Genomic DNA, 23,635 nt, shown 5'->3' with positions numbered 1-23,635 from the left:
CGGGGGCGGGCGCTCGTCGGACGCGCTGCTCGTCGAGCTGCTGCTGGACCCGGCACGCGCCGCGACGCTGCCGCCCACCGTGCGGCGCGGGCCGGCCGCCGTCGCGCGCGCGCTCGCGGCGGGCCGGGCGGCGGCGGCCGAGCCCGGCGCGACGGCGCAGACCGTGCTGTGGGCGGTGTGGGCGGCGACCGGGCTCGCGGAGCGGTGGCGGTCGGCGGCGCTCGACGGCGGACCGGCCGGGGCGCGCGCGGACCGTGACCTCGACGCGGTGCTCGCGCTGTTCCGCGCGGCCGAGACCTTCGTCGACCGCATGCCCGGCGCGCCGGCCGAGGCGTTCGTCGAGTACCTCGCGTCGCAGGACCTGCCGGCCGACTCGCTCGCGGCGAGCGCGAGCGGCGCCGACGCCGTGGCGGCGCTGACGCCCGCGGGCGCCGCGGGGCGCGAGTGGGACGTCGTCGTGGTCGCGGGCGTGCAGGACGGCGTCTGGCCGGACCTGCGCCTGCGCGACTCGTTGCTCGGGTCGCAGGCGCTCGTCGAGCTCCTCGCGGGCCGCGCGCACGACGCGCACGGCGTCGGGTCGCAGGCGCGCGCCCAGGTGCTCGCGGACGAGCTGCGGGCGTTCGTCGTCGCGACGTCGCGCGCGACCCGGCGGCTCGTGGTGACGGCGGTCCAGGACGCGGAGGAGGCGCCGTCGGTGTTCTGCGACCTCGTCGTCCCGCCCGCCGCTCCCGAGGGACCGGACGCGGGCCCGGACGGGCCCGACGACGAGTCCCCGCCGCCGGCGGCGACGGGTGGGCCGGGCGCGGCCCCGGCGCCCGGCGCGGACCCGGACGCGCGCCGTCACGTGCGCGTCGGTGCCCCGCTCGACCTGCGCGGGCTCGTCGCCGCCGCGCGCGGCGTGCTCGTCGAGGCGGCCGCTCGCGAGGCTCGCGCGGTCGAGCTCGCCGAGGACGGCGCGCCGGACGCGCGCGCGGTCGCCGCGGCCACGCTCCTGGCCGACCTGGGCGAGCTCGGTGTCGCGGAGGCGCGGCCGGAGACCTGGTACGGCGTCGCGGGCGTGTCGAGCGCCGCACCCCTGCGCGGCGCGGAGGAGATCGTCACGGTGTCGCCGTCGAAGGTCGAGACCGTCTCGACCTGTCCGTTGCGGTGGTCGCTCGAGGCCGCGGGCGGCACGGCGCCCGACGCGACGCACCAGAGCCTCGGCACGCTCGTGCACTCGATCGCGGAGACCCACCCCTCAGGGACGCTCGCCGAGCTGCGCGCGGAGCTCGACCGTCGCTGGGCGGAGCTCGCGCTGCCGGAGGGCTGGCCGACGCGCCAGCTCCGCCGTCGCGCGGAGCGCATGATCGAGAAGCTCGCGGCCTACGTGGCGCAGGCCGGCGAGCCGCTCCTCGTCGAGCCCACGTTCGACGTGACCGTGGGGCGGGCGCGCCTGCGCGGGACGATCGACCGGGTCGAGGACGCGGGGGAGGGCAAGGTCCGCGTCGTCGACCTCAAGACGGGACGGCGTACCGCGACCAAGGCGGAGGGCGCCGAGCACCCGCAGCTCGGCGCGTACCAGCTCGCGGTCGAGGCGGGCGCGCTCGACGTGCCCGAGGGGACGCGGAGCGCGGGGGCGCAGCTCGTCTACGTGGGCAGCACGCACGTCGGCCCCGCCGTCGTCCCGCAGCCCGCCCTCGATCCGGCGCCCGACGGCTCGAGCTGGGCGCGCGACCTCGTCGAGGAGGCCGCCGGGACGATGTCGGCGGCGACGTTCACGGCCCGCCAGAACGGGCTGTGCGAGATGTGCCCGGTGCGTCGGGCGTGCCCGGTGCAGCCCGAGGGCAGGAGGGTCGTGGCATGAGCAGCGAGCTGTTCGAGCTCCCCGAGCCGACGCCGCCGGTCCGGCTGGTCGCTGCCGACGGCGTCGTGGTCGCGCCCGAGACCACGACGCCCGGCACGGTCGAGCCGCCGCGCCCGACGCTGTCCGCGACGCGGATCGCGGACCTGCTGGGCCGGCCCCGCCCGACCCCGGAGCAGGTCGAGGTGATCGAGGCACCGCTCGAGCCGACGCTCGTCGTCGCGGGGGCGGGCTCGGGCAAGACGGAGACCATGGCGGCGCGCGTCGTCTGGCTCATCGCGAACGAGCTCGTCGCGCCGGACGCGGTCCTCGGCCTGACCTTCACGCGCAAGGCGGCGGGCGAGCTGTCCGAGCGCGTCCAGGTGCGGCTCGCGCAGCTCGCGCGCGCCCGCGGCGGCGCGTCGTCCGCCCTCTCGCTGCTCGACCGGCCGACGGTCGCGACGTACAACGCGTACGCCGCCTCGCTCGTGGGCGACCACGGCCTGCGCGTGGGCGTCGAGCCCGGCGCGCGGCTCCTCGGCGAGGCGCAGCAGTGGCAGCTCGCGTCCGAGGTCGTGGAGGGGTGGGACGACGACCTCGGCACGGACCGCGCGCTCAGCACGGTCGTCGCGGCCGTCCTCGGCCTGTCCGGCGCCCTCGGCGAGCACCTCCTCGAGCCGGGCGAGGCCCGGGACCGTCTCGCCGACATCGTCGAGCAGCTCGACGCGCTGCCGCTCGGGCCGCGGCAGAAGGCCCGGACCAAGGAGGTCGAGAAGCTCGTCGGTGACGTCGCCGAGCGCGTCCGGCTGCTCGACGTCGTCGCGGAGTACCGGCGGCGCAAGCGCGCCACGGACTCCCTCGACTTCGGCGACCAGGTGGCGCTCGCGGCCCGCCTCGCGCGCGAGGTCCCGGTCGTGGGGGAGACCGAGCGAGCGCGGTTCCGCGTCGTCCTGCTCGACGAGTACCAGGACACGTCGCACGCGCAGGTCGAGCTCCTCGCGGGCCTGTTCGGCAGCGGGCACCCGGTGACGGCCGTCGGCGACCCGCACCAGTCGATCTACGGCTGGCGCGGCGCGAGCGCGGGCGGCCTCGCCCGGTTCCCCGAGCGGTTCCCCCGGGCGACGGGCGACCGGTCGGCGGTGCGCTTCCTGTCGACGTCGTGGCGCAACGACGCCGCGGTGCTCGCGGCGGCGAACGTCACCGCCGGCCCGCTGCGTGGAGCGGGGGGCGCGGGTTCCGGTGATCGCGTCGAGGTGCCGCCGCTCACGCTGCGGCCCGACGCCGGGCCGGGCACGGTGTCCGCGCACGTCGCGGCCACCGCGGAGGAGGAGGCCGCCGCGGTCGCGGAGCTCGTCGCGGCACGATGGCGGCCCGCGGGCGCCCCGGGCGGGCGGGTCACCGCGGCGGTCCTGTGCCGCAAGCGCAGCCAGTTCGCCGCGGTCGAGGTCGCGCTGCGACGCAGGGGGCTGCCCGTGGAGGTCGTCGGCCTCGGGGGGCTGCTCACGACGCCGGAGGTCGTCGACGTCGTCGCGCTCCTCGAGGCGGTGCACGACCCGTCGCGCGGCGACGCGCTCGTCCGGCTCCTGACGGGTCCCCGGCTCAACCTCGGGTCGGCGGACCTGCACGCCCTGGGGAGCCGCGCCGCCGACCTCGCGCGCCACGAGGGCGCGCTCGGGTCCCGTCGGCGCGCGGCGGCGGCGGACGGCGAGGGCGCGGACCTGGTGGTCGTCGAGGGCGACGTCGCCGACCACCGCTCGATCGTCGACGCCCTCGACGACCTGCCGGACCCGGGCGAGCCCGCGGCCGACGGGCGCACGCTCACGGCCCAGGGCCACGCGCGCCTCGCGGCGCTGTCGCGCACCCTGCGGGTCCTGCGCGGACTCACCTACCTGTCGCTGCCGGAGCTCGTCGTCGAGGCGGAGCGCGCGCTCGGTCTCGACGTCGAGGCCGTGACGAACGACGCGCTGCTCGCCTCGCGTCGGCTCGTCGACCCGGAGGCCGTGAGCGACCGGGCGCGCGAGCACCTCGACGCCTTCCGCGACGTCGCCGCGACGTTCACCCAGACCGCGGACGTCGTGACGCTCGGTGCGTTCCTCGCGTGGCTCGGCGTCGCCTCGACGCGCGAGAACGGGCTGGACCTGCCGGTGCGCGAGCCGGACCCGGACGCCGTGCAGGTCATCACCGCGCACGCCGCGAAGGGGCTCGAGTGGGACGTCGTCGTCGTCCCCGGCCTCGTGGACGGCGTGTTCCCGACGACGGCGCAGTCGTCCTCGGGGGTGCGCGCGGACAGCGGGTGGCTCACCGACGTGAGCCAGCTCCCGTACCCGCTGCGCGGTGACGCCGCCGACCTGCCGGAGTTCCGGTTCGACCTTGCGTCGGACACCAAGGAGCTCGTGGCGCGGCGCGACGAGTTCCGCGCGGCGAGCGGGGAGCACCAGCTCGCGGAGGAGCGCCGGCTCGCCTACGTCGCGTTCACCCGGGCGCGCCGCGAGCTGTACCTCACGGCGTCGTGGTGGCAGACGGGCTCGCGCCCGCGCGTCCTCTCGCCGTTCCTCCTCGAGCTCGTGGAGTCCGGGGTGGTGGCGGCGGACGGCTGGTCGGCCCCGCCCGGACCCGACGACACCAACCCGCTCGAGGACGTCGAGGTGACCGGCGAGTGGCCCGTGCCCGACGACGCCCCCGTCGGGTCGGCGCGCGCGGTGCTGCGCCGCACCGCGGCAGCCGTCGAGCGCGCCCGCGAGGCGCGCGCTCGACGTCCCGCCGACGAGCCGCGGGGTGACGCCGCGCCGAGCCTCGGCGCGGACGCGCCGACGAGGGTCGCGTCCGTCCCCGGATCCGCAGCGGACCCCGTGGCCGACCAGGGCGAGAGGGGCCCGGCCGGGCTCACCGCGCCCGCCGGCGTGCTCGTGGACGCCGAGGGGCGCGACCTCGTCGCGCTCGCCCGGGTCCTGCTCGCGGAGCGGGCCGAGCGCTCCGGCCGGGAGGTCGAGCTCCCGGCGCACGTGTCGGCGTCCAGCCTGGTGCGGCTCGCGGCCGACCGCGACGAGTACGCGCTGCACCTGCGGCGTCCCGTCCCGGTCGAGCCCACCGTGCACGCACGCCGGGGCACGCGGTTCCACCTGTGGGCCGAGCGCTACTTCACGACGTCGTCGCTCCTGGACGTCGAGGACCTCCCCGGCGCGGACGACGACGACCTCGACCCCGACGCGGACCTCGAGTCCCTGCAGCGGACGTTCCTCGCGTCCGAGTGGGCGAGCCGGACCCCGGTCGCGGTCGAGGTCGACGTCGAGACCCCGGTCGGTGACACGGTGCTGCGCTCGCGCATCGACGCGGTGTTCCCCGAGCGGCCGGAGCACGCCGGAGGCGTGCGCGACGCCGTCGTGGTCGTCGACTGGAAGACGGGACGGGCACCCACGGATTCCGCCGCACGCAGCGTGCGCGAGGTGCAGCTCGCGGTCTACAGGCTCGCGTGGTCGCGGTGGACGGGGCTGCCGCTCGAGAAGGTGAACGCCGCGTTCTACTACGTCGCGTCCGACGAGACCGTGCGCCCGCGCCGGCTCCTCGGCGAGGAGGAGATCGAGGCGTTGCTCGCGGGCTGACCCCGGACCGGACCCGCGGGCGTGGGCGGCCTGCGCCGGGCCGCCGAGCCGGGTCAGTCGTCGGCGTCCTCCGTGGCGTCGTCGAGGTCGGCGAGCATGTCGAGCGCGTCCGCGACGACGTCGTCGAGCCCGTGCCGCACGCCGTGCAGGAGCCAGCGCGCGAGCGCGAGCTCGCCGACGAGGAGCGCGCGGTCCACGAGGTGCTTGTCGGTGAGCTCGGTGCGGCGCAGCTGGTACGCCTCCATGATCGAGTCGATCGCCTCCGGCGGTGCGGAGACGAGCAGCCACGCGAGGTCGTCCGCGGGGTCGGCGACGCGCGCGCTGGCCCAGTCCGTCACGGCGACGACGCGGCCGCGCGCGACGAGGACCTGCTCCGGGCCGAGGTCCCCGTGCACGACGACCGGTTGGAACCGCCACAGCGAGACGTCCTCGAGCGCCGTCTCCCAGCGGCGCAGGAGGGCCGTCGGGACCTTTCCGGTCGCCGCCGCTTCGTCGAGCTCCGCCATCCGCCGGGCGCGGTACTCCTCGACGTCGTACCCGGGCAGCCCGGCGTCGTCCACGATCGTGCGGGGCAGCTCGTGGATCGACGCGAGCACGCGGCCGAGGTCGGCGGCGAGCCCGGGCCCGGGGCGCAGCGCGTCGACGTCGAGCGTCGTCCCGTCGAGCGCCGGGTGCACGACCGCGCGCCCACCCTCGGGCAGGAGCGCGGTCCCGCTGATGCGGGGCACCGCGAAGGACAGCACGCCGGTGTCGGCGTAGAGCTGGAGCGAGGTGAGGAGCTCCGCCTCGGCCTCGAGCGCCGCCCCCGCCTGGAGGCTGCGCGGGGCGCGCACCGTCCACCGGGCGCCGTCGGCGTCGGTCACGACGGCGGTGTCGTAGTCGCCCGGGTCCTCGACGGCCAGCGCGCTGCGGGCGTCGAGACCCGGCACGGCGGCGGTCGCGAGCGCGGCGAGGGTCAACGGTGAGCGAGGCACCCGACCACGGTAGTCGCTCCCCGCCCGCGGCCCGGGCCACCCACGCCGGTCGTGTGGCCTACGGTCGGAGGGTGACCACCCCTGCCCCCCGACCGTCGTCGGGCACGCTCCCCAGGACCACCCTCCGCGACCTCCCGCTGCCGCTCGACGCGGCGGTCCTGGACCGCGCGGCCCACCGCCGCGGCGAGCCCGACCTCGTGCGGACGCTGCGCGGCGAGGCCACGACCCGCGTCGTCCTCGTCCACCGCGGCCGCCTCGCGCTCGCCGGGCCGGGCCCGGCGGACGGCGTGGCGCTGCTCGACCCGGCGGCGCTGGCCGACGTCGGTGCCGCCGCCGACGAGGACCAGGCACGCTGGCTCTTCCTCGGCGAGGGGGACGGCGTCGCGTACGTGGCGCTCGTCCTGCCCGACGACGCCGACGCGGAGGAGGTCGACATCGAGGGCGTCGACGCCTCCGACCCGTTCGCCGTGCTCGCTCGCGAGCGGTCGTGGTCGGGGCTCCGCGAGCTGGTCGGAGGTCTCGAGGGGCCGCTGGCGGGGCTCGCGACCGAGGCCGTCGCCCTCGCGGCGTGGCACGCGAACCACACCCGGTGCCCGCGCTGCGGGGGGCGGACGACGGTCGAGAACGGGGGCTGGACGCGGCGCTGCGTCGCGCAGGGCGTGGAGCTGTACCCGCGCACGGACCCGGCGGTCATCATGACGGTCGTGCACGGCGAGGGCGACGACGAGCGGCTGCTGCTCGGCCACGCCGCCCACTGGCCCGAGCGGCGCTTCTCGACGCTCGCCGGGTACGTCGAGCCGGGCGAGTCGCTCGAGAGCGCGGTCCGGCGCGAGGTGGCGGAGGAGGCGGGCGTCGTCGTCGGCGAGGTCGCCTACCGGGGCAGCCAGCCGTGGCCCTTCCCGGCGTCGCTCATGCTCGGGTTCGCCGCGCGGGCGCTGACGACCGAGCTGCACGTCGACGGCGTCGAGCTCACCGACGCGCGCTGGTTCACGCGCCCCGAGCTCGCCGCCGCGGTCCGCACGGGCGACGTGCTGCTCCCGGGCCGCGCGTCCATCGCGCGCTCGCTCGTCGAGGACTGGTTCGGCGGCCGCCTCCCCGACGCCTGAACCCCCGAGACGTCGTGGGCATGAAGGAGGGCCCGGTCCGGGCGTCCGGACCGGGCCCCTCTCCTGCCCACCTCCGGGTGGGATCAGACGGCGAGGCGCTGCTTGACCTCGGCGAGCGACGGGTTGGTCGCGGCGGAGCCGTCGGGGAAGACGACGGTCGGGACCGTCTGGTTGCCGCCGTTGACCGACTCCACGAACTCCGCGGTCCCCGGGGTCTCCTCGATGTTCACCTCGGTGTAGCCGATGCCCTCGGAGTCGAGCTGCGTCTTGAGGCGGCGGCAGTACCCGCACCAGCTCGTCGAGTACATGACGATCGAGCCGGCGTCGGGAAGGGTCGGGGCGGTGCTCATCGAGGGCTCTCCAGGTGCGGGTCCGGGCGGCGCGTGCCGCGGGCGATCGGTCGTGACGGTAACACCGGCGGCCCGCGCGCTGTTCCCACCGTCAGCCCGCCCCAGGCCCGGCAGACGCCCGACAGACGCCCGGCAGTCGCCCGAGCGAGCCGGCTCCCGCGTGTCACCGGTGCCTGCGAGAATCGTGGGTGATGTCCACGCCACCGGTCTCACGTCCGCCGTCACTGCGCTCCGCCGACGAGATCCTCGACGCGCTCGACCCCGACCAGCGCGACGTCGCCGTCGCGCTGCGTGGCCCCGTCTGCGTCCTGGCCGGAGCGGGGACGGGCAAGACGCGCGCGATCACCCACCGCATCGCCTACGGCGTCCGCACCGGCGTGTACGCCCCCACGAGCGTGCTCGCCGTGACGTTCACGGCGCGCGCCGCGGGCGAGATGCGCACGCGCCTGCGCGAGCTCGGCGCGACGGGCGTCCAGGCGCGCACGTTCCACGCCGCGGCGCTGCGACAGCTCGGCTACTTCTGGCCCAAGGTGGTCGGCGGGGCGCCGCCGCGCATCCTCGAGCACAAGGCACCGGTCATCGCCGAGTCCGCGCGCCGGCTCGGGGTCGGCGTCGACCGCGTCGCGGTGCGCGACCTGTCGTCCGAGGTCGAGTGGGCCAAGGTCTCGCTCGTCACCGCCGACGACTACGTCCGGGCGTGCGAGGCGATCGACCGCGAGCCTCCCGCGGGCTACGACCACCAGACGGTCGCGCGCCTCATCACGGCGTACGAGGACGTGAAGACCGAGAGGTCGGTCATCGACTTCGAGGACGTGCTCCTCATGCTGGGGGACATGCTCTCGACGCAGGGCGGGGTCGCGGACGAGGTGCGGCGCCAGTACCGCCACTTCGTCGTCGACGAGTACCAGGACGTCTCCCCGCTCCAGCAGTTCGTCCTCGACCAGTGGCTCGGGGGACGTGAGGAGCTGTGCGTCGTCGGGGACCCGTCTCAGACGATCTACTCGTTCACGGGCGCGACGCCGCACCACCTCCTCACGTTCTCGCGCACCCACCCGGGCGCCCAGGTCATCCGGCTCGTGCGCGACTACCGCTCGACGCCGCAGGTCGTGAACCTCGCGAACCAGCTCCTCGCGCGCGCCGGGCGCGCGGGCGGTGCGCACCAGGCGCTCGAGCTCGTCGCCCAGCGGCCCGCGGGCCCACCGGTCGCGTTCACCGCGTACGACGACGACGAGGCGGAGGCAACCGGCATCGCCCAGCGGATCACGCGGCTCCTCGCGGCGGGGACGCGCGCGAGCGAGATCGCGGTCCTGTACCGGACCAACGCGCAGTCCGAGGCGTTCGAGTCGGCGCTCGCGGACGCGGGCATCGGCTACCTCGTCCGGGGCGGCGAGCGCTTCTTCCAGCGCAAGGAGGTGCGCGACGCGATCGTGCTGCTGCGCGGCGCCGCCCGGTCTGCGGACCCGGACGTCGCGATGCCGGAGACGGTGCGCGACGTCCTCGCCGCCGCCGGGTGGGCCCCCGAGCCGCCCGCCGCGCGTGGTGCGGCGCGTGAGCGGTGGGAGTCCACGCAGGCGCTCGTCGCGCTCGCCGACGACGTCGCGGCGCTCGCGCAGGCGGCCGGGGGGCCCGCCCCGACGGTCGCGACGTTCGTGGCCGAGCTCGACGAGCGTGCCGCCGCGCAGCACGCGCCGACCGTGGAGGGCGTGACGCTCGCCTCGCTCCACGCCGCCAAGGGCCTCGAGTGGGACGCCGTGTTCCTCGCCGGCGTGAGCGAGGGCCTCATGCCGATCTCGCTCGCGGAGACGGACGAGGCGATCGCGGAGGAGCGGCGGCTGCTCTACGTGGGCATCACCCGTGCCCGGGAGCACCTCGAGCTGTCGTTCGCGCGGTCGCGCAACCCGGGTGGTCGTGCGACACGGCGCCGGACGCGCTTCCTCGACGGGCTGTGGCCCGACGAGCCCGGCGCCCACGGGACGCGTCGTCCGCGCGCCGGGCAGGCGAAGCTGCGGCTGACGGGGGAGTACGACCGCGAGCTGTTCGAGAACCTGCGCGAGTGGCGGCGCCAGGTCGCTCAGGAGACCGACAAGCCCGCGTTCACGGTGGTCGTGGACACGACGCTCGCGGCGATCGCCGAGACGCGGCCCAGCAGCACGGCCGCGCTGGCCCGCATCAACGGGCTCGGGCCCGCGAAGATCGAGCGGTACGGCGCGACGATCCTGGACATCGTGGGCCGCGCGGAGCGGTGACGGGGAGCCGTTCCGGGGCCCCGCGGAGGGTGGGAAAAACTCGTCGAAGAATTTCCCGTAAATAAGTTGTGCGTCCCGCGACGCGCGACATATGGTCGACGAGTCCTGTTGGAGAGGGGCGCGCCGGGAGGCGGGCCTCGAACGGAGAGAGGGGGTGGGAAAGCTGATGAAGAACCAGATCGCCATGGCGAACCTGCTGGATAACGCGTCCGTCTACACGGGCACGCCAGGAGGACTCCGTCCGCGTGCAACCGCGCACCGCGGCGGCACCTTCGTCACCCGCCCCGCTCCCGACTCCGCCTCCAGGACACGTCTGGTCTGACCGACCAGAACCTTCCAGGCCGCGGAGTCCGTCTCGGACCCGTGGCCTTCGTGTTCTCCAGAGCACGTCCGCCGATGAGGATCACCGGTCACTCCCGTCTCTCCCATGACGGGGACCGCTGTCCTCGGGGTCCTGTGACGACGACGTTCACACCCACGACAGGACATCACTGGAGGACATCGTGCGGCTCACCGCGCTGCTCGACAACATCACTGCCCAGGGCGGATCCGGCCCCTGGGTCCCCCACCAACCGCTGGCCACGCCCCTCGGCGAGAAGGACTCCGCGGAGTTCGACCGTCTCCTCGCGGGTCTGCTGCCCTGCCGCACCAACGACCCGGAGCTCTGGTTCGCCGAGCGGTCCGCCGAGGTCGAGGAGGCCAAGGCCCTGTGCCGCACGTGCCCCCTCGTCGAGGGCTGCCTCGCCGGCGCGATCGAGCGTCGTGAGCCCTGGGGCGTCTGGGGCGGCGAGGTCTTCGTGGACGGCGTCGTCGTCGCGCGCAAGCGCGGCCGCGGCCGTCCGAGCAAGGCCGAGGTGCTCGCCCGCGAGGCCGAGCGCCAGGCGCAGGAGGCCGGGCGCGTCGAGGCCGGGGCGTCACTCGGCGCCTCGACGGCGGCCTGACATGGGCAGCGGCGCCCCGTCCGGGGGCGTGCGCGCCAGCTCGTCGCACCCGCACCGCGGGTGGCGACCCGTCTCGCGCAGCCGCGGCACCGTATCGGGAGCAGGAATCTCGATGCGCGCCGTGGCTGCGCGGGGCACCAGCCCGTCCAGGGCTGCCAGGACCTGACCGAGCGCGACCGCGGCCGCCGACGCCGCGAGCGACGACTCCTCGGCGACGCGCACGGCACGGGCGCGCAGCTGCCGCGCGAGCTGGGGCCAGCACGGGTCGGCGTCCGCACGGTGCAGGTCCACGCACGTCAGGCACGGGTCGAGGCCCGGGCGGACGAACGGTCCGACGACGACGTCGGCCTCGCGCACCACGACCGACAGGTGCGCCACCCCCTCTCCCACGATCCTCCCGACCCGTTCCGGGTCCGCCGCGCCGTGCTCGACCACGACCACGACGTCCGGCAGCGGGCCCGGTGGCCCCGCCGCCGCGGCGACGTCGACCGACGGGCGCGCGTCCGTGCCCGAGGTGACGACGACCCCGGGGGCTACGTCCTCGACGAGCCGCCGGACCGCGATGTCGCGGGGCGCCCCGACGTCGCGCAGCCGGTACGCGCCCACCCCGACGTCCGTGGTGAGGACCGTGCCCCGGTCCTCCAGGACGAGCGAGCCCACGCCGGCCGTCGCGAGGTGCACGGCGAGCGAGGCCCCCACCCGCCCCAGCCCGACGACGGCGACGGTCGCCCGGGCGCGGGTCGCGAGCACGCGGTGCCCGGCGCCGTCGGGCCGCAGCGCCGAGAGCACGCCCACGTCCGCCTCGCCGTGGCCGGGGGCGGGCGAGGCCGGGCGTCGTCGGCGGGCGGGGACGATCAGGTGCGCCTCCTCGAGGAGCCGGACGAGCGCGGCCCGGCGACCGGGCGACGGCGTCCCGGTCTCGCCGCCCTCGCCGCGCCGGGCCGACGGGGTGGCGAGCGCGCGCAGCCACTCCTCCTCGACGGGCTCGAGCCCGGTGAGCCGGACCGACCAGCGTGGGTCGGTGCCCACCTGCATCTCGCCCGGGGCGCGCCGGAGCAGCGGGGCCTCGGGTCGCAGCACGCGTCGTCGCTGCACGTGTCCTCCGCGGGTCGTGGGACGGGCGGCACGGTCGGCCGCCCGCGACGAGCGTGGCACGGCGGCGACACCCGACCTGAGTTGTCCACAGGCAGACCTCGACGGCGGTTCGCGGGCGGTTCCTTGACCGGGAGCACAGCTCCTCGCGACGTCCGCTCGACCGGGTGACGCGGAAATCCCCACCGCGCGGCGTGGGGCCCTGCCTTTTCGTGGCCAGAACCACTACGGTCTGAGCGTGGTCCGGGAGACGATCGTGGAGGTTCGGCGCAGCCGCCGACGCAAGAGCACGGTGAGCGCCTACCGCGACGGCGAGCGCACCATCGTGGCGATCCCGGCGCGCTTCACCCGCGCCCAGGAGCGCGAGTGGGTCCAGCGCATGCTCGACCGCCTGGCCGACTCCGAGCGGCGGCGACGCCCCTCCGACGACGAGCTCGAGCGTCGCGCCGTCGAGCTGTCCGAGAAGTACCTCGACGGCCGCGCGCACCCGACGAGCGTGCGCTGGTCCGGGAACCAGGACCGGCGGTGGGGGTCGTGCACCCTCATCGACGGGACGATCCGCATCTCGACCCGGGTGCGGGGTATGCCCCCGTGGGTGCTCGACTACGTGCTGCTCCACGAGCTCGCCCACCTGCTCCACGCCGGTCACGGCCCGGGGTTCTGGAAGCTGCTCGAGTCCTACCCGCGGACGGACCGGGCGCGCGGCTTCCTGGAGGGCGTCTCGTTCGCGCGCGACGCGGACCTCGAGCCCGACGGCGACGAGCCCGGCGCCCCCGTGGAGGACGCCGGGCTCGCGGCCGACGCGACGTCGGAAGGTCCCTGAGCGGCAGGACGCCCCGGGCTCAGCGCGCGGTGCCGCCCGCGTCCGCCGGTCCGTCGTCGGTCGCGTCGTCCGTCGTCCCGGTCGGAGGCTCCGCGCTGCCCGCGCCCTCGGCGGCGCGGAAGATCTCCTCGAGCGCGCGGTCGACGTCGGCCTCCTCGATGCGGGTCACGGCCCGCCGGCTCTCGTAGCCCGCGGGATCGTCGAGGTCCGTCGCGTCCGGCAGGAGGTCGGGGTGGTCCCAGACGCCGTCGCGCGCGCTCGAGCCGGACTGCGCGGCGATGAGTGCCCACAGCGCCGCCGCGTCGCGCGAGCGCCGGGGACGCAGCTCCAGGCCGACCAGGGTGGCGAACGTGTGCTCGGCGGGGCCGCCCGCCGCCCGACGGCGCCGCAGCATCTCGCGCAGCGGGACCGCGTGGGGCAGGTGGGGGAGGGCGGCGGCGGCCGTGACCTCGTCCACCCAGCCCTCGACGAGCGCGAGCGTCGTCTCGAGCCGCAGGAGCGTGGCCTGCTGCTCGGGGGTGTTCTGGAGCCCGAAGACGCCGCCGGACAGGGCGCGCTGGAGGGCGTCCGTGTCGGTGAGGTCGACGTCGGAGAGCTGCGACTCGAGCGCCGACAGGTCGATGGTGATGCCGCGCGCGTACGCGTCGACGAGGCCGCGCAGGTGGCCGCGCAGCCACGCCACGTGCGTGAAGAGGCGCGCGTGGGCCGCCTCGCGGAGCGCGAGGAACAGGCGCACCTCGTCGGCGGGCGCGTCCAGACCCTCGGCGAACGCCTCGACGTTCGTGGGCAGGAGGACGGTCCCGGGCTGCTCGAGCAGGGGCAGCCCGACGTCGGTGGCCCCGAAGACCTCGCGGGACAGGGTCCCTGCGGCCTGTCCGACCTGCATGCCGAAGACGGCCGAGCCGAGGCGCTGCATGAGCGCCGCGGGGTCGCCCGGCAGCCCGAGCGCGCCCGCGGGGAGCCCGGGCACCTGGCCCGGGAGCGTGAAACCGACCCCGGGCAGCGCCGACGGGTCGTCGCCGAGGCCCTCCGGGAGCTGGTCCCGCAGGACCGTCGCGAGCGCGTCGGCGACGGACGCCGCGACGGGCGCGACGAGCTCGTTCCACGCGGGGAGCGTGTGCTCGACCCACTCGGACCGGCTCCAGGCCTGGGCGCGCCCGCCCGAGGGCGGGAGGTCGGTGACGGCGTCGAGCCACAGCTCGGCGACGGACAGCGCCTCGGTCACCGCCCGCTGCTGCGCCGCCGTGACGGAGGGGTCGCCCTCGGCGACGGCGACCTGGCGCGCGACGTCGTGCGAGACGTCCGTGTTCACCGGTCCGTCGCTCGGCGTCGACAGCAGCCGCTGGACCTGCGCGAGGACGTGCTGGAAGAGCTGGGGGTCCGCCGCGCCCCCGGCGGCGAGCGCCTGGGGGTCGAGGCCGCGGGCGCGGAGCTCGCGCAGCGCCTCGTCCGCGTCGGGTCCGAGCATCGAGCGGAGGAGCTCCTCGAACCGCGGGTCGAAGGGCGTGTCGTCGTCCGGTCCGGGCGTGCGGTCGGGGGGAAGGCTGCTCATGGCGACTCCTCACGGTAGCGTCGGTGATCACCGTAACCACGATCGACCGCCGAGAACGGGGGCTGGGCCATGTCCGAGGGCCGGGTTCGCTCACGGCGCAGCGACGCGGTCCCCGCCGGGGGACAGCCCCCGGGCGAGCCGGGGGAGGACCCTGTGGTCCGGCCCGTCACGCCTCCGCGCGACCCCGTCGTGGTCGTCGGGGTCGGTCAGGTCGCGGACGCGGTCCGCCGGGGGCTGGGCGCCGCCGACGCGTCGCCCGTGGACGCGGACGGGTGGCCCGACGGCGCGCGCCGGCTCGTCGTGGTCGCTCCGGCGGGGGAGTTCGGGGCGCCGCGAGCGAAGACCGACGCCGAGCAGCGCGCCCGGCTCGCGCTCCTCGGCCGGCGCGCGGGCGAGGCCGCGGTCGCCGCGGGGATCGAGCACGTCGTCGCGGTGACCACTGCCGCCGTGCACGGCGCGACGCCGGGCCGCGCGGTGATCGAGGACGACGACCCGGTCGCCGTCGACGACGGACCCGGGTTCGCGGGCGACGTGGCCGCGTTCGAGGACGCGCTGCGCGAGGCGCTCCACGGGGTGCCGCTCGGGCTCGTGCGGCCGGCGGTCGTCGTCGGGCCCGGGATCGACACGCTCCTCACACGGCACTTCGAGGCCCCGCGCCTGCTCACGGTCCGCGGCGGGGAGCGGACGTGGCACCTCGTGCACGTCGAGGACGTCGTCGCTGCGGTCCGCGTCGCGCTCGACGGCGGCCTCGTCGGCGGGCTGACGGCCGGTCCGCTGCGCGACGGGCTCCCGGACGCGCTCGACTCCGAGACGGTGGCCGCGGCGGCGGGCCTGCGCACGGTCCAGCTCCCGTCGGCGACCGCGTTCGGCGCGGCCGAGCGGCTGCACCGGGTCGGGGTGCTGCCGTCCCCGGCGAGCGACCTGGCGTTCGTCGTGCACCCGTGGTCGGTCTCCGCCGAGCGCCTGCACGACGCCGGGTGGTCGCCGACGTGGTCGGGCGCCGCGGCGCTGGAGGTGCTGCTCGCGGAGGTCCGCGGCCGGGTGGGCGTCGCGGGGCTGCGGTTCGGCGGTCGTGACGCCGCGGCGTTCGGTGCCGCGGGAGCGGCCGTGGCGGTGCTCGGGACCGCGGCCGTGTGGCGGCAGGCGCGGTCGCGACGCCCCTGACCTCCGGCAGGTCCGGGTACCGCGGGCGCGGTCGGCAGGGAGATCCCAGCATCCTCGGGGATGATGTCCCGGTGAGCGACGCCCCCTCCTTCGACGCCCTCCTCGCCGAGGACGAGCACGACCCGCCGCCCGTGACCCGCCGGTCCCTGACCTTCGGCATCTCCCTGCTCGTGACGACGCTGCTCGTCGCGGGCCTCGCGATCCTGCCCGCGCCGTACGCGGTGCGGTCGCCCGGGCCGACGGAGGACACGCTCGGCGAGCAGGACGGCACGCCGCTGATCTCCATCACGGGGGCCGAGACCTTCGACTCGACGGGCGAGCTGCGCCTGACCACCGTCTCCGTCGCCGGAGGGCCGGGCTACCCCGTCAACCTCGCCCAGGTCGTGCAGGGCTGGTTCGACCGCTCGCGCAGCGTGCGCCCCGTCGAGGAGGTGTTCCCGACCGGTCGCACCAAGGAGGAGACGGAGCAGCAGGGCCAGGCCGAGATGATCTCCTCGCAGGAGAACGCCACGGTCGCGGCGCTCACCGAGCTCGGGTACGAGGTGCCGGCCACGCTCACGGTCGAGGCCGCGGTCCCGGACAGCGGGTCGGACGGTGTCGTCGAGCCGGGGGACGTCATCGTCGCGCTCGACGGCGCACCGGTCCCGACGTACCAGGACCTCATCGACGGCCTCGAGGCGGTCGACCCGGGCGCCGACGTGACGCTCGGCGTCCTGCGCGACGGCGCGGAGACCGACCTCACGGTGACGACGACGGACGGCGGCGACACCGCGCTGCTCGGCGTGTTCATCGACCCGACGTTCGACTTCCCGGTCGACGTGTCGATCCAGATCGAGGACATCGGCGGCCCGAGCGCGGGGACGATGTTCGCGCTCGGCATCGTCGACCAGCTCACGCCCGAGGACGAGGCGAACGGCGTCGTCATCGCGGGGACGGGCACCATGAGCGTCGAGGGCGACGTCGGGCCGATCGGCGGCATCCAGCAGAAGCTGTACGGCGCCCTGCGCGACGGCGCGACGTGGTTCCTCGCGCCGCAGGCCAACTGCCCGGAGGTCGTGGGCAACGTGCCCGACGGCCTGCACGTCGCCGCGGTCTCGACGCTGGCCGACGCCCGCGCCGCCATGGAGGCGATCGGCGCGGGCGAGGGCGACTCGCTCGCGACGTGCGAGGCGCGCTGACGACGGCCGCTCGCGTCAGTCCTCGAGCGTCGCGCGCAGCGCGGTGACGAGGCCGGGGACGAGGTCGGGGCCGCCCGCGACGTCGGTGGCCGCGTCGTGCGCGCGCGACCGGACGGCGCACCAGGTGGGACCGTCGCGCAGCACGCCGACGGCGAGGCGCACGTCCTGCCGGTCGGGGTGCGACGTGAGGTAGTCGAGCGCCGCGTCGGGGTCGTCCGGCACGCCCTCCTCGGCGGCCGGGGGCAGGACGATCCGCTCGACGACGAGCGCGGCGCCGTCGACCGTCGCGGGCCACGCGACGCGTGCGAGCCCGTCCTCGAGGTCGCCGTCCACGCCGAAGCCCTCCTGCTCGATCGAGAGCAGGTGGTGCGGGTCCGCCGTGGCCGCCGCGACGACGTCGGGCGGCAGTCGGTCCGCGAGCGTCGGGTCGGCGGCGAGCGCCCCGGCCGTCGCGACGAGCGCGAAGAGCCGCGGCGGCGCGTCCCAGCCGGCGTCCGCCGCGTGCGCCTCGATCTCGTGGACGGCGAGCGCGAGCGCGTGCTGCGGCGTCGGGCCGCCGGGCGCGACGGGCCCGGGGCCGGGCGCGGGGGTGGAGGGGGAGGCGTCGTCAGGCTGGGGCATGCCCCCATGGTCCCCCATCGCGCGCCGACCGGCGGCGGACGGGCGATGACCTGGTCGTGACGTCCCCCACGAGGCCGCGGGCCGTGGGAACCTTGGGGGAGGACCGGGCGTTGACCCCGGTGCACGCCCGAGCCACGACCGAAGAGGTATACCCACCGTGTCATTCGCCGCAGCGCCCCGCCGGCCGTCCTCCGGGGGGCGGCCCGCCCGGCGCCGGAGCCCGATCGGGATCGCGATCGCCGTCGTCGGCGCCCTCGTGGTCCTCCTGCTCCTGCTCGCCCAGTTCTGGACCGAGGTGCTGTGGTTCCGGCAGCTCGACTTCGCGAACGTCCTGTGGACGCAGTGGGGCGCGCGCATCGCCCTGTTCGTCGGCGGGTTCCTCGTGATGGGCGGGCTCGTCTTCCTGTCGTTCTCGATCGCGTACCGTTCCCGGCCGATCTACGCGCCGTCGACGCCCGAGCAGGCGACGCTCGACCAGTACCGCGAGGCGATCGAGCCGCTGCGCAAGGTCGTCATGATCGTCGCGCCCGCGCTCGTCGGCTTCTTCGCTGGCGCCGCCGCGGCGTCGCAGTGGCAGACCGTCCTGCTGGCGCTGAACTCGGTGCCGTTCGGCACGACGGACCCGCAGTGGGGCATCGACCTGTCGTTCTACGTCTTCACGCTGCCCGCGCTGCGGTTCGTCGTGAGCTTCCTGATGGCGGTCGTCATCATCGCCGGCATCGCCGCGGTCGCGACGCACTACCTGTACGGCGGGCTGCGCATCGGCGGCGGCTCCGACGCGGGCCCGCGCACGACGACGGCCGCGCGCGTCCAGCTCTCGGTGACCGCCGCGCTCCTCCTGGTCCTCATCGGGGCCAACTACTGGCTCGACCGCTACTCGATCCTCACCTCGGGCGGCGCCAAGTTCGACGGCGCGTCCTACGCGGACGTGCACGCGGTCATCCCCTCCAAGGCGATCCTCACGGTCGTCGCCCTCTTCGTCGCGGCGCTGTTCGTCGTGACCGCGGTGCGTGGCAACTGGCGCCTCCCGGCGATCGGCGTCGGCCTCATGGTCGTGTCGGCCATCGCCATCGGCGGCATCTACCCGAGCGTCGTCCAGCGCTTCCAGGTCACGCCGAACGCGCAGGAGTTCGAGGAGGAGTACATCCAGCGCAACATCGACGCGACGAAGTCGGCGTACGGGATCGACGACGTCCAGACCGAGTCCTACAACGCCAAGACGGAGGCGGAGGCGGGCGCGCTGCGCGAGGACGCCGACACGACGGCGTCCATCCGCCTGCTCGACCCGGAGATCGTCAGCCCGTCGTTCAGCCAGCTCCAGCAGAACAAGCAGTACTACCAGTTCTCGCCGTCGCTGTCGGTCGACCGGTACACGATCGACGACGAGAGCCGCGACACCGTCATCGCGGTGCGCGAGCTCAACCAGGAGGGTCTGGGCGCGGACGCCCGCAACTGGGTCAACGACCACACGGTCTACACGCACGGCTTCGGCGTCGTCGCCGCGTACGGCAACCAGATCGGTCCGGACGGCCGGCCGGCGTTCTACGAGGGCTCGATCCCGTCCACCGGCGCGTTCACAGACGCCGGCGGCTACGAGCCGCGCATCTACTTCTCGCCCGAGGCGCCGCAGTACTCGATCGTCGGCGCGCCCGAGGGCACCGACCCGTGGGAGCTCGACTACCCGGTCGACGACGACGCCGGTCAGGTCAGCAACACCTTCCCGACGCAGGACGTCGCGGCGGGCCCGAGCGTCGGGTCGTTCATGAACAAGGTGCTCTACGCGCTGAAGTTCGGGTCCGAGCAGATCCTCTTCTCCGACCGCGTCACCGAGGAGTCGCAGATCCTCTACGACCGCAGCCCGCGCGACCGCGTCGCGAAGGTCGCGCCGTACCTGACGCTCGACGGGCGGGTGTACCCGGCGGTCGTGGACGGCCGCGTGAAGTGGATCGTGGACGGCTACACGACGTCGAACGCCTACCCGTACTCGACGTCCGAGTCGCTCGAGGACTCGACGCGCGACTCGCTCGTCGCGGCGAACTCCGTCGAGGCGCTCGCGCCGCAGCAGGTGAACTACATCCGCAACTCGGTCAAGGCGACCGTCGACGCGTACGACGGCTCGGTCGACCTGTACGCGTGGGACGCCGAGGACCCGGTCCTCCAGGCGTGGAGCCAGGTCTTCCCGAGCACCGTCCAGCCGCTCTCGGACATCTCGGGCGACCTCATGAGCCACCTGCGCTACCCCGAGGACCTGTTCAAGGTGCAGCGCACGCTGCTCGCGAGCTACCACGTGGACGACGCGAACGAGTTCTACACGCAGCAGGACTTCTGGCGCATCCCGGAGGACCCGACGGTCGGCGGGACGGTCAAGCCCGCCCAGCCGCCGTACTACCTCACGCTCCAGATGCCGAGCCAGGAGGCGCCGACGTTCTCGCTCATGTCGACGTACATCCCGGGCGGCGGCTCCGACCGCAACATCCTCACCGGGTTCCTCGCGGTCGACGCGGAGCCGGGCAACGAGGCGGGCGTGCGGTCGGAGGACTACGGCACGCTGCGGCTCCTCGAGCTCCCGCGCAACGCGACGGTCCCCGGACCGGGTCAGGTGCAGAACAACTTCAACACCGACCCGACCGCCGCGGACGGCCTCCTGGCGCTGCGGCGCGGTGACTCGACGGTCATCAACGGCAACCTCCTCACGCTCCCGGTGGGCGGCGGGCTGCTGTACGTCCAGCCGGTCTACGTGCAGTCCACGGAGGGCACGCGGTTCCCGCTGCTGCGCAAGGTGCTCGTGTCCTTCGGCGACGAGATCGGCTTCGCGGACACGCTCGACGAGGCGCTGGACCAGGTGTTCGGCGGCGACTCGGGTGCGAACGCGGGCGACGCCGACGGCGGGGTCGAGACCGAGGTCCCGGACCAGCCGGCCGACGGCGAGACGACCGACCCGGGGACGACCGACCCCGGCACCGAGCCGCCGGCCACCGAGGAGCCGGCGCCGCCGGCCGACGGCGGCACGGTGGACGGCGGCGCCCGCGCCGAGCTCGACCAGGCGCTGCGCCAGGCGCAGCAGGCCATCGAGGACGGCCAGGCGGCGCTCGCCGAGGGCGACTTCGCCGCCTACGGCGAGGCGCAGGACCGGCTCCAGCAGGCGCTCGAGGCGGCGCTGGCCGCCGAGCAGTCGCTCGACACGGAGTCCTCGGCCGGCTGACGGCCGCGGCAGGACGAACGCACGCCACGGACGGGCGGGGACACCAGCGGGTGTCCCCGCCCGTCGGGCGTCGTGCCGGAGTTGTCTTTTCGTCCGCCGGGCGGGAGGATCGCTCCTCGTGACTTCTGCAACGGTTTGCAGCAACGCTTTCAGCGCGGCGAGCGACACGACCCCGGCCGTCCCCGCGGCGCGCCTGCACCACCCGTCCGGGGCCGAGCTCGTCGTGGCGTTGCGCGGTGCGGCCGTGCTCGCCTGGCGTGCGCCGTGGCGCGGGGCGGACGGGACCTCCCGCGTCGAGGATCTCGTCGACGGGTACGCCGACGAGGCGGAGGTCGCCGCGCACGACGCCGCGCGGTCGGCGCTCATGGCGCCGTTCGTCAACCGTCTCGCGGGCGGGCAGTACGTGTTCGACGGCGTCCGGCACCAGGTGCCGCCCGTCCTGCCGTGGGAGCCCCTCACCATGCACGGGTTCGCCCGCACGCTCGACTGGACGGTCGTCGACCGGGACGAGGACCCTGGGCGCCCCGCGGACGGGGACCCGGCGCGACCGGTGTCGGTCACGCTCCGCGCCTCCCTGAGCGCCGACGCGCACGCGGGCTACCCCTTCGCGCTCGCCCTCGAGGTCGAGTACGTGCTCGACGCGGGCTCGCTGGGCGTCGCGCTGCGGGCCCGCAACGTCGGCGCGACCGCCGCGCCCGTCGCCCTGGGGTGGCACCCGTACCTGCGCGTGCCGGGGCACGCCACGATCGACCGGCTCGAGCTGACCGTCCCGGCGCGGCACGCCGTCGTGACCGACGCCGGGCTGCTCCCGCTCGTGGGGGCGGACGCGTTCGGCGCGATCGACGGCGTCGGGCCGCTGCCGCTCGTCGGCGTGCGGCTCGACCACGCGTTCGGCGACCTGCACACCGACGCCGACGGCCGCGCCCGGACCCTCGTGCGCGACCCCGCGACGGGGCAGGGGCTCGCCGTGTGGCAGGACCGCGGGCTCGTCCACGTCTACACGGGCGACGGACTGGCGCGTCGCGAGCGGGCCGCCGTCGCGATCGAGCCCGTCGAGACGCTGACCGACGCGTTCAACCGCGCCGACTGCGCCGCGGGCGTGCGGCTCGAGCCCGGGGCCGTGCGCGAGTTCGCGTTCGGGGTCGAGGTCCTGGCGTGACCCACGTCTCGTCCACCCGATTTGGCCTGGTCCGGAACCTCACGTAGAGTAGTGATCACCGACGCGGGGTGGAGCAGCTCGGTAGCTCGCTGGGCTCATAACCCAGAGGTCGCAGGTTCAAATCCTGCCCCCGCTACGAGATCAGGCCCGGGATTCTGCGGAATCCCGGGCCTGAGAGGTTTCCGGAGACTTGATACTCCCACCCCATTGGCACCCCAATGACCGTCCGAGGACGGCCAGCAGGGGGTTGCAGGCGGTCGAACCGAGGTTGGTTCGAGTTCGTGCCGGTTCCGTCGGGTGCGCTCGCACACCTGAGGAGCATGGACACTTCTACGCTCACCAGTTCAGCGACTGTGGGCGGCCTGGAGCCGCTCCTGACCGCCGAGGATCTCGCGACGTACCTCGGCATCCCCGTCTCGACCGTGCGCGACTGGCGGTGCGACGGCAAAGGCCCATGTGGCGTCTGGGTGGGCAAGCATCTGCGGTACCTGGTCAGCGACGTACATGCGTGGCTGACCGAGCAGCGCGAACTGCGGCCCGGCGAACAGCCCAAGGGTCGGTGATGTGTCATGGCTAGGCAGCGCATCCCGATCGGGACGTTCGGCGACATCTACACCGCCGAGCTGGACAGCGGGAACTACCGCGCGCGGACCAAGTACCGCGACATCGACGGCAAGCTGCGTCTGGTCGAGGCCAGCGGGCCGACGGCGAAAGCCGCCGAGATGAAGCTCAAGCTCAAGGTCGCCCAGCGCGGCAGAGTCTCCGGCAGGCTGGGCGAGCTCGGGCCGGGCAGCAAGTTCCGCGACCTGGCCGAGGTCTGGATCGAAGACCTGGCCCTGGATGGCGAGCTCGCCCCCAACACCCGGCTGCTGTACGAGCGCAACATGCGCAAGCTCGTGCTCCCCGCTTTCGAGGAGTACACGCTGCGCGAACTTAGCGTGGGGCGGGTGGACCGGTTCCTGCGTGCCCTGGCCAAGGACAAGAGCCAGTCCATGGCCAAGCAGGCCAAGACCGTGCTCAGCCTGTCCCTAGGGCTGGCAGTGCGCTACGAGGCGCTCGACCGCAATCCTGTCGCAGGGGTCAAACGGGTCAAGCGGTCGCAGACGGAGGCGCGGGCGCTGGCGTACGCCGAGCTGGAGGTGATTCGCGCGGCGGTGCGCAACTGGCGTCGTGGCGAGGGTCTGTCCGGTCCAAAGCCGGACGGGCAGTTGGAGACCATCATCGAGGTGATGATCGGTTCCTCCGCGCGGATCGGTGAGGTGCTCGCACTGCGCAAGTGCGATGTCGACGTGACTTCCACGCCGGCGATGATCCGGATTAGCGGGACGATCGTCTCTCTCAAGGGTCAGCCGACGTACCGGCAGCCGCGACCGAAGTCGCGCAGGTCGGTCCGGTGCATGGCGGTGCCCTCGTACACGGCCGAGGCCCTGCGCAAGCGGCTGGTCGAGGTCGCTGGGCAGCCGTCCGACGCGCTGATCTTCCAGTCTCCCAACGGCACCCCGCTGACGACGAACAACGTCAGACGGCGCCTGCGCGAGATCATCTCCGAGACCGGTTTGACCTGGGTGACCCCCCACTCGTTCCGACGCACGGCCGCCACGGCGGTCGAGCGGCAGGCGGGCGCGGACCTCGCGGCGGAGCTGCTCGGGCAAACCTCGTCGGAGATCACGAAGAAGCACTACATCGAGCGGAAGGAGGACGTGAACGCCCACACCGCCGAGATTCTGGAGGCTCTGGCTCCTGGCCAAGGCAAGGCGAGTTCCGGGCTGGCCGACGACGGGGGCACAGGCAGCTGAGCGCGGATTCAAC

The 23,635-nt window shown here is 75.2% G+C and carries 18 protein-coding genes and 1 tRNA gene; 14 read left to right on the top strand and 5 right to left on the bottom strand.

The features are described from left to right. Window positions 1-1,843: PD-(D/E)XK nuclease family protein (locus tag FB00_RS13390; protein ID WP_047233413.1), on the top strand; the 1,843-nt coding region annotated here is incomplete at its 5' end. Then, on the top strand, window positions 1,840-5,418 hold the full coding sequence (locus FB00_RS13385; RefSeq protein WP_082141301.1) for an ATP-dependent DNA helicase: 3,579 nt from the start codon (window positions 1,840-1,842) through the stop codon (window positions 5,416-5,418). The genes FB00_RS13390 and FB00_RS13385, both read left to right, overlap by 4 nt. A 53-nt stretch (window positions 5,419-5,471) precedes the next feature. On the opposite strand, the gene FB00_RS13380 is transcribed toward FB00_RS13385, so the two are convergent. Then, complete coding sequence (locus FB00_RS13380; protein WP_047233412.1) at window positions 5,472-6,392, bottom strand: phosphotransferase; 921 nt, start codon at window positions 6,390-6,392, stop codon at window positions 5,472-5,474. Window positions 6,393-6,463: 71 nt separating this feature from the next. Here FB00_RS13380 and nudC point away from each other — a divergent pair, with 71 nt between their 5' ends. Further along, entirely contained in the window at window positions 6,464-7,498 is a 1,035-nt protein-coding gene (nudC, locus tag FB00_RS13375; RefSeq protein WP_231581850.1) for an NAD(+) diphosphatase, read from the top strand. 83 nt (window positions 7,499-7,581) lie between these two features. Here the strand turns inward: nudC and FB00_RS13370 are convergent, their stop codons facing one another. Next, entirely contained in the window at window positions 7,582-7,848 is a 267-nt protein-coding gene (locus FB00_RS13370; protein WP_047233411.1) for a mycoredoxin, read from the bottom strand. A gap of 191 nt (window positions 7,849-8,039) precedes the next feature. On the opposite strand from FB00_RS13370, the gene FB00_RS13365 reads away from it, so the two are divergent. The 3 genes from FB00_RS13365 (at window position 8,040) to FB00_RS13360 (ending at window position 11,035) form a co-directional block, all read left to right on the top strand. Next, window positions 8,040-10,094 carry an ATP-dependent helicase gene (locus tag FB00_RS13365; RefSeq protein WP_047233410.1) on the top strand — a complete coding sequence of 685 codons (2,055 nt, stop codon included), beginning with the start codon at window positions 8,040-8,042 and terminating at the stop codon, window positions 10,092-10,094. A 166-nt stretch (window positions 10,095-10,260) separates the two neighbouring features. After that, window positions 10,261-10,416 (top strand): hypothetical protein, encoded by a 156-nt coding sequence (locus tag FB00_RS22100; protein WP_156532979.1) that lies wholly within the window; start codon window positions 10,261-10,263, stop codon window positions 10,414-10,416. Window positions 10,417-10,597: 181 nt separating this feature from the next. Further along, window positions 10,598-11,035 (top strand): WhiB family transcriptional regulator, encoded by a 438-nt coding sequence (locus FB00_RS13360; protein WP_082141297.1) that lies wholly within the window; start codon window positions 10,598-10,600, stop codon window positions 11,033-11,035. Here FB00_RS13360 and FB00_RS13355 read toward each other — a convergent pair. Next, window positions 11,009-12,130 carry a ThiF family adenylyltransferase gene (locus FB00_RS13355; RefSeq protein WP_047233409.1) on the bottom strand — a complete coding sequence of 374 codons (1,122 nt, stop codon included), beginning with the start codon at window positions 12,128-12,130 and terminating at the stop codon, window positions 11,009-11,011. The genes FB00_RS13360 and FB00_RS13355 overlap by 27 nt on opposite strands. Before the next feature lie 235 nt (window positions 12,131-12,365). Between FB00_RS13355 and FB00_RS13350 the strand changes: the two genes are divergently transcribed. Continuing rightward, on the top strand, window positions 12,366-12,950 hold the full coding sequence (locus FB00_RS13350) for a YgjP-like metallopeptidase domain-containing protein (RefSeq protein ID WP_375810584.1): 585 nt from the start codon (window positions 12,366-12,368) through the stop codon (window positions 12,948-12,950). Window positions 12,951-12,969: 19 nt separating this feature from the next. Here the strand turns inward: FB00_RS13350 and FB00_RS13345 are convergent, their stop codons facing one another. Then, a complete protein-coding gene (locus FB00_RS13345) occupies window positions 12,970-14,502 on the bottom strand; it encodes a zinc-dependent metalloprotease (RefSeq protein ID WP_047233407.1) in 1,533 nt (510 codons plus the stop codon). Between the two features lie 153 nt (window positions 14,503-14,655). On the opposite strand from FB00_RS13345, the gene FB00_RS13340 reads away from it, so the two are divergent. After that, window positions 14,656-15,666: an NAD-dependent epimerase/dehydratase family protein gene (locus FB00_RS13340; RefSeq protein ID WP_052877663.1), complete on the top strand. Its 1,011-nt coding sequence runs from the start codon at window positions 14,656-14,658 to the stop codon at window positions 15,664-15,666. 71 nt (window positions 15,667-15,737) lie between these two features. Beyond that, window positions 15,738-16,844 carry a PDZ domain-containing protein gene (locus tag FB00_RS13335; protein WP_047233406.1) on the top strand — a complete coding sequence of 369 codons (1,107 nt, stop codon included), beginning with the start codon at window positions 15,738-15,740 and terminating at the stop codon, window positions 16,842-16,844. Window positions 16,845-16,859: 15 nt separating this feature from the next. Here the strand turns inward: FB00_RS13335 and FB00_RS13330 are convergent, their stop codons facing one another. Then, window positions 16,860-17,465, bottom strand: a complete 606-nt coding sequence (locus tag FB00_RS13330; protein ID WP_082141296.1) for a PPA1309 family protein — start codon at window positions 17,463-17,465, stop codon at window positions 16,860-16,862. Window positions 17,466-17,622: 157 nt separating this feature from the next. Here FB00_RS13330 and FB00_RS13325 point away from each other — a divergent pair, with 157 nt between their 5' ends. The 5 genes from FB00_RS13325 (at window position 17,623) to FB00_RS13305 (ending at window position 23,622) form a co-directional block, all read left to right on the top strand. Continuing rightward, the gene (locus FB00_RS13325; RefSeq protein WP_047233405.1) at window positions 17,623-20,667 is read left to right on the top strand and encodes a UPF0182 family protein; all 3,045 of its coding nucleotides are present in this window, start codon (window positions 17,623-17,625) and stop codon (window positions 20,665-20,667) included. Between the two features lie 118 nt (window positions 20,668-20,785). Further along, window positions 20,786-21,826: an aldose 1-epimerase gene (locus tag FB00_RS13320; RefSeq protein WP_082141295.1), complete on the top strand. Its 1,041-nt coding sequence runs from the start codon at window positions 20,786-20,788 to the stop codon at window positions 21,824-21,826. Window positions 21,827-21,888: 62 nt separating this feature from the next. Then, a tRNA-Met gene (locus FB00_RS13315) sits at window positions 21,889-21,962 on the top strand. Window positions 21,963-22,146: 184 nt separating this feature from the next. Beyond that, entirely contained in the window at window positions 22,147-22,389 is a 243-nt protein-coding gene (locus tag FB00_RS13310) for a helix-turn-helix domain-containing protein (protein ID WP_047233404.1), read from the top strand. 6 nt (window positions 22,390-22,395) lie between these two features. Then, window positions 22,396-23,622, top strand: coding sequence for a tyrosine-type recombinase/integrase (locus FB00_RS13305; RefSeq protein ID WP_047233403.1), 1,227 nt, complete (start codon window positions 22,396-22,398; stop codon window positions 23,620-23,622). The last annotated feature ends 13 nt before the right edge of the window (window positions 23,623-23,635 follow it).

Source organism: Cellulosimicrobium funkei (assembly GCF_001019615.1).
GTDB lineage: Bacteria > Actinomycetota > Actinomycetes > Actinomycetales > Cellulomonadaceae > Cellulosimicrobium > Cellulosimicrobium cellulans_E.
Note: the sequence above shows the minus strand (reverse complement) of the source record. Positions and strands in the feature narration are given on the sequence as shown.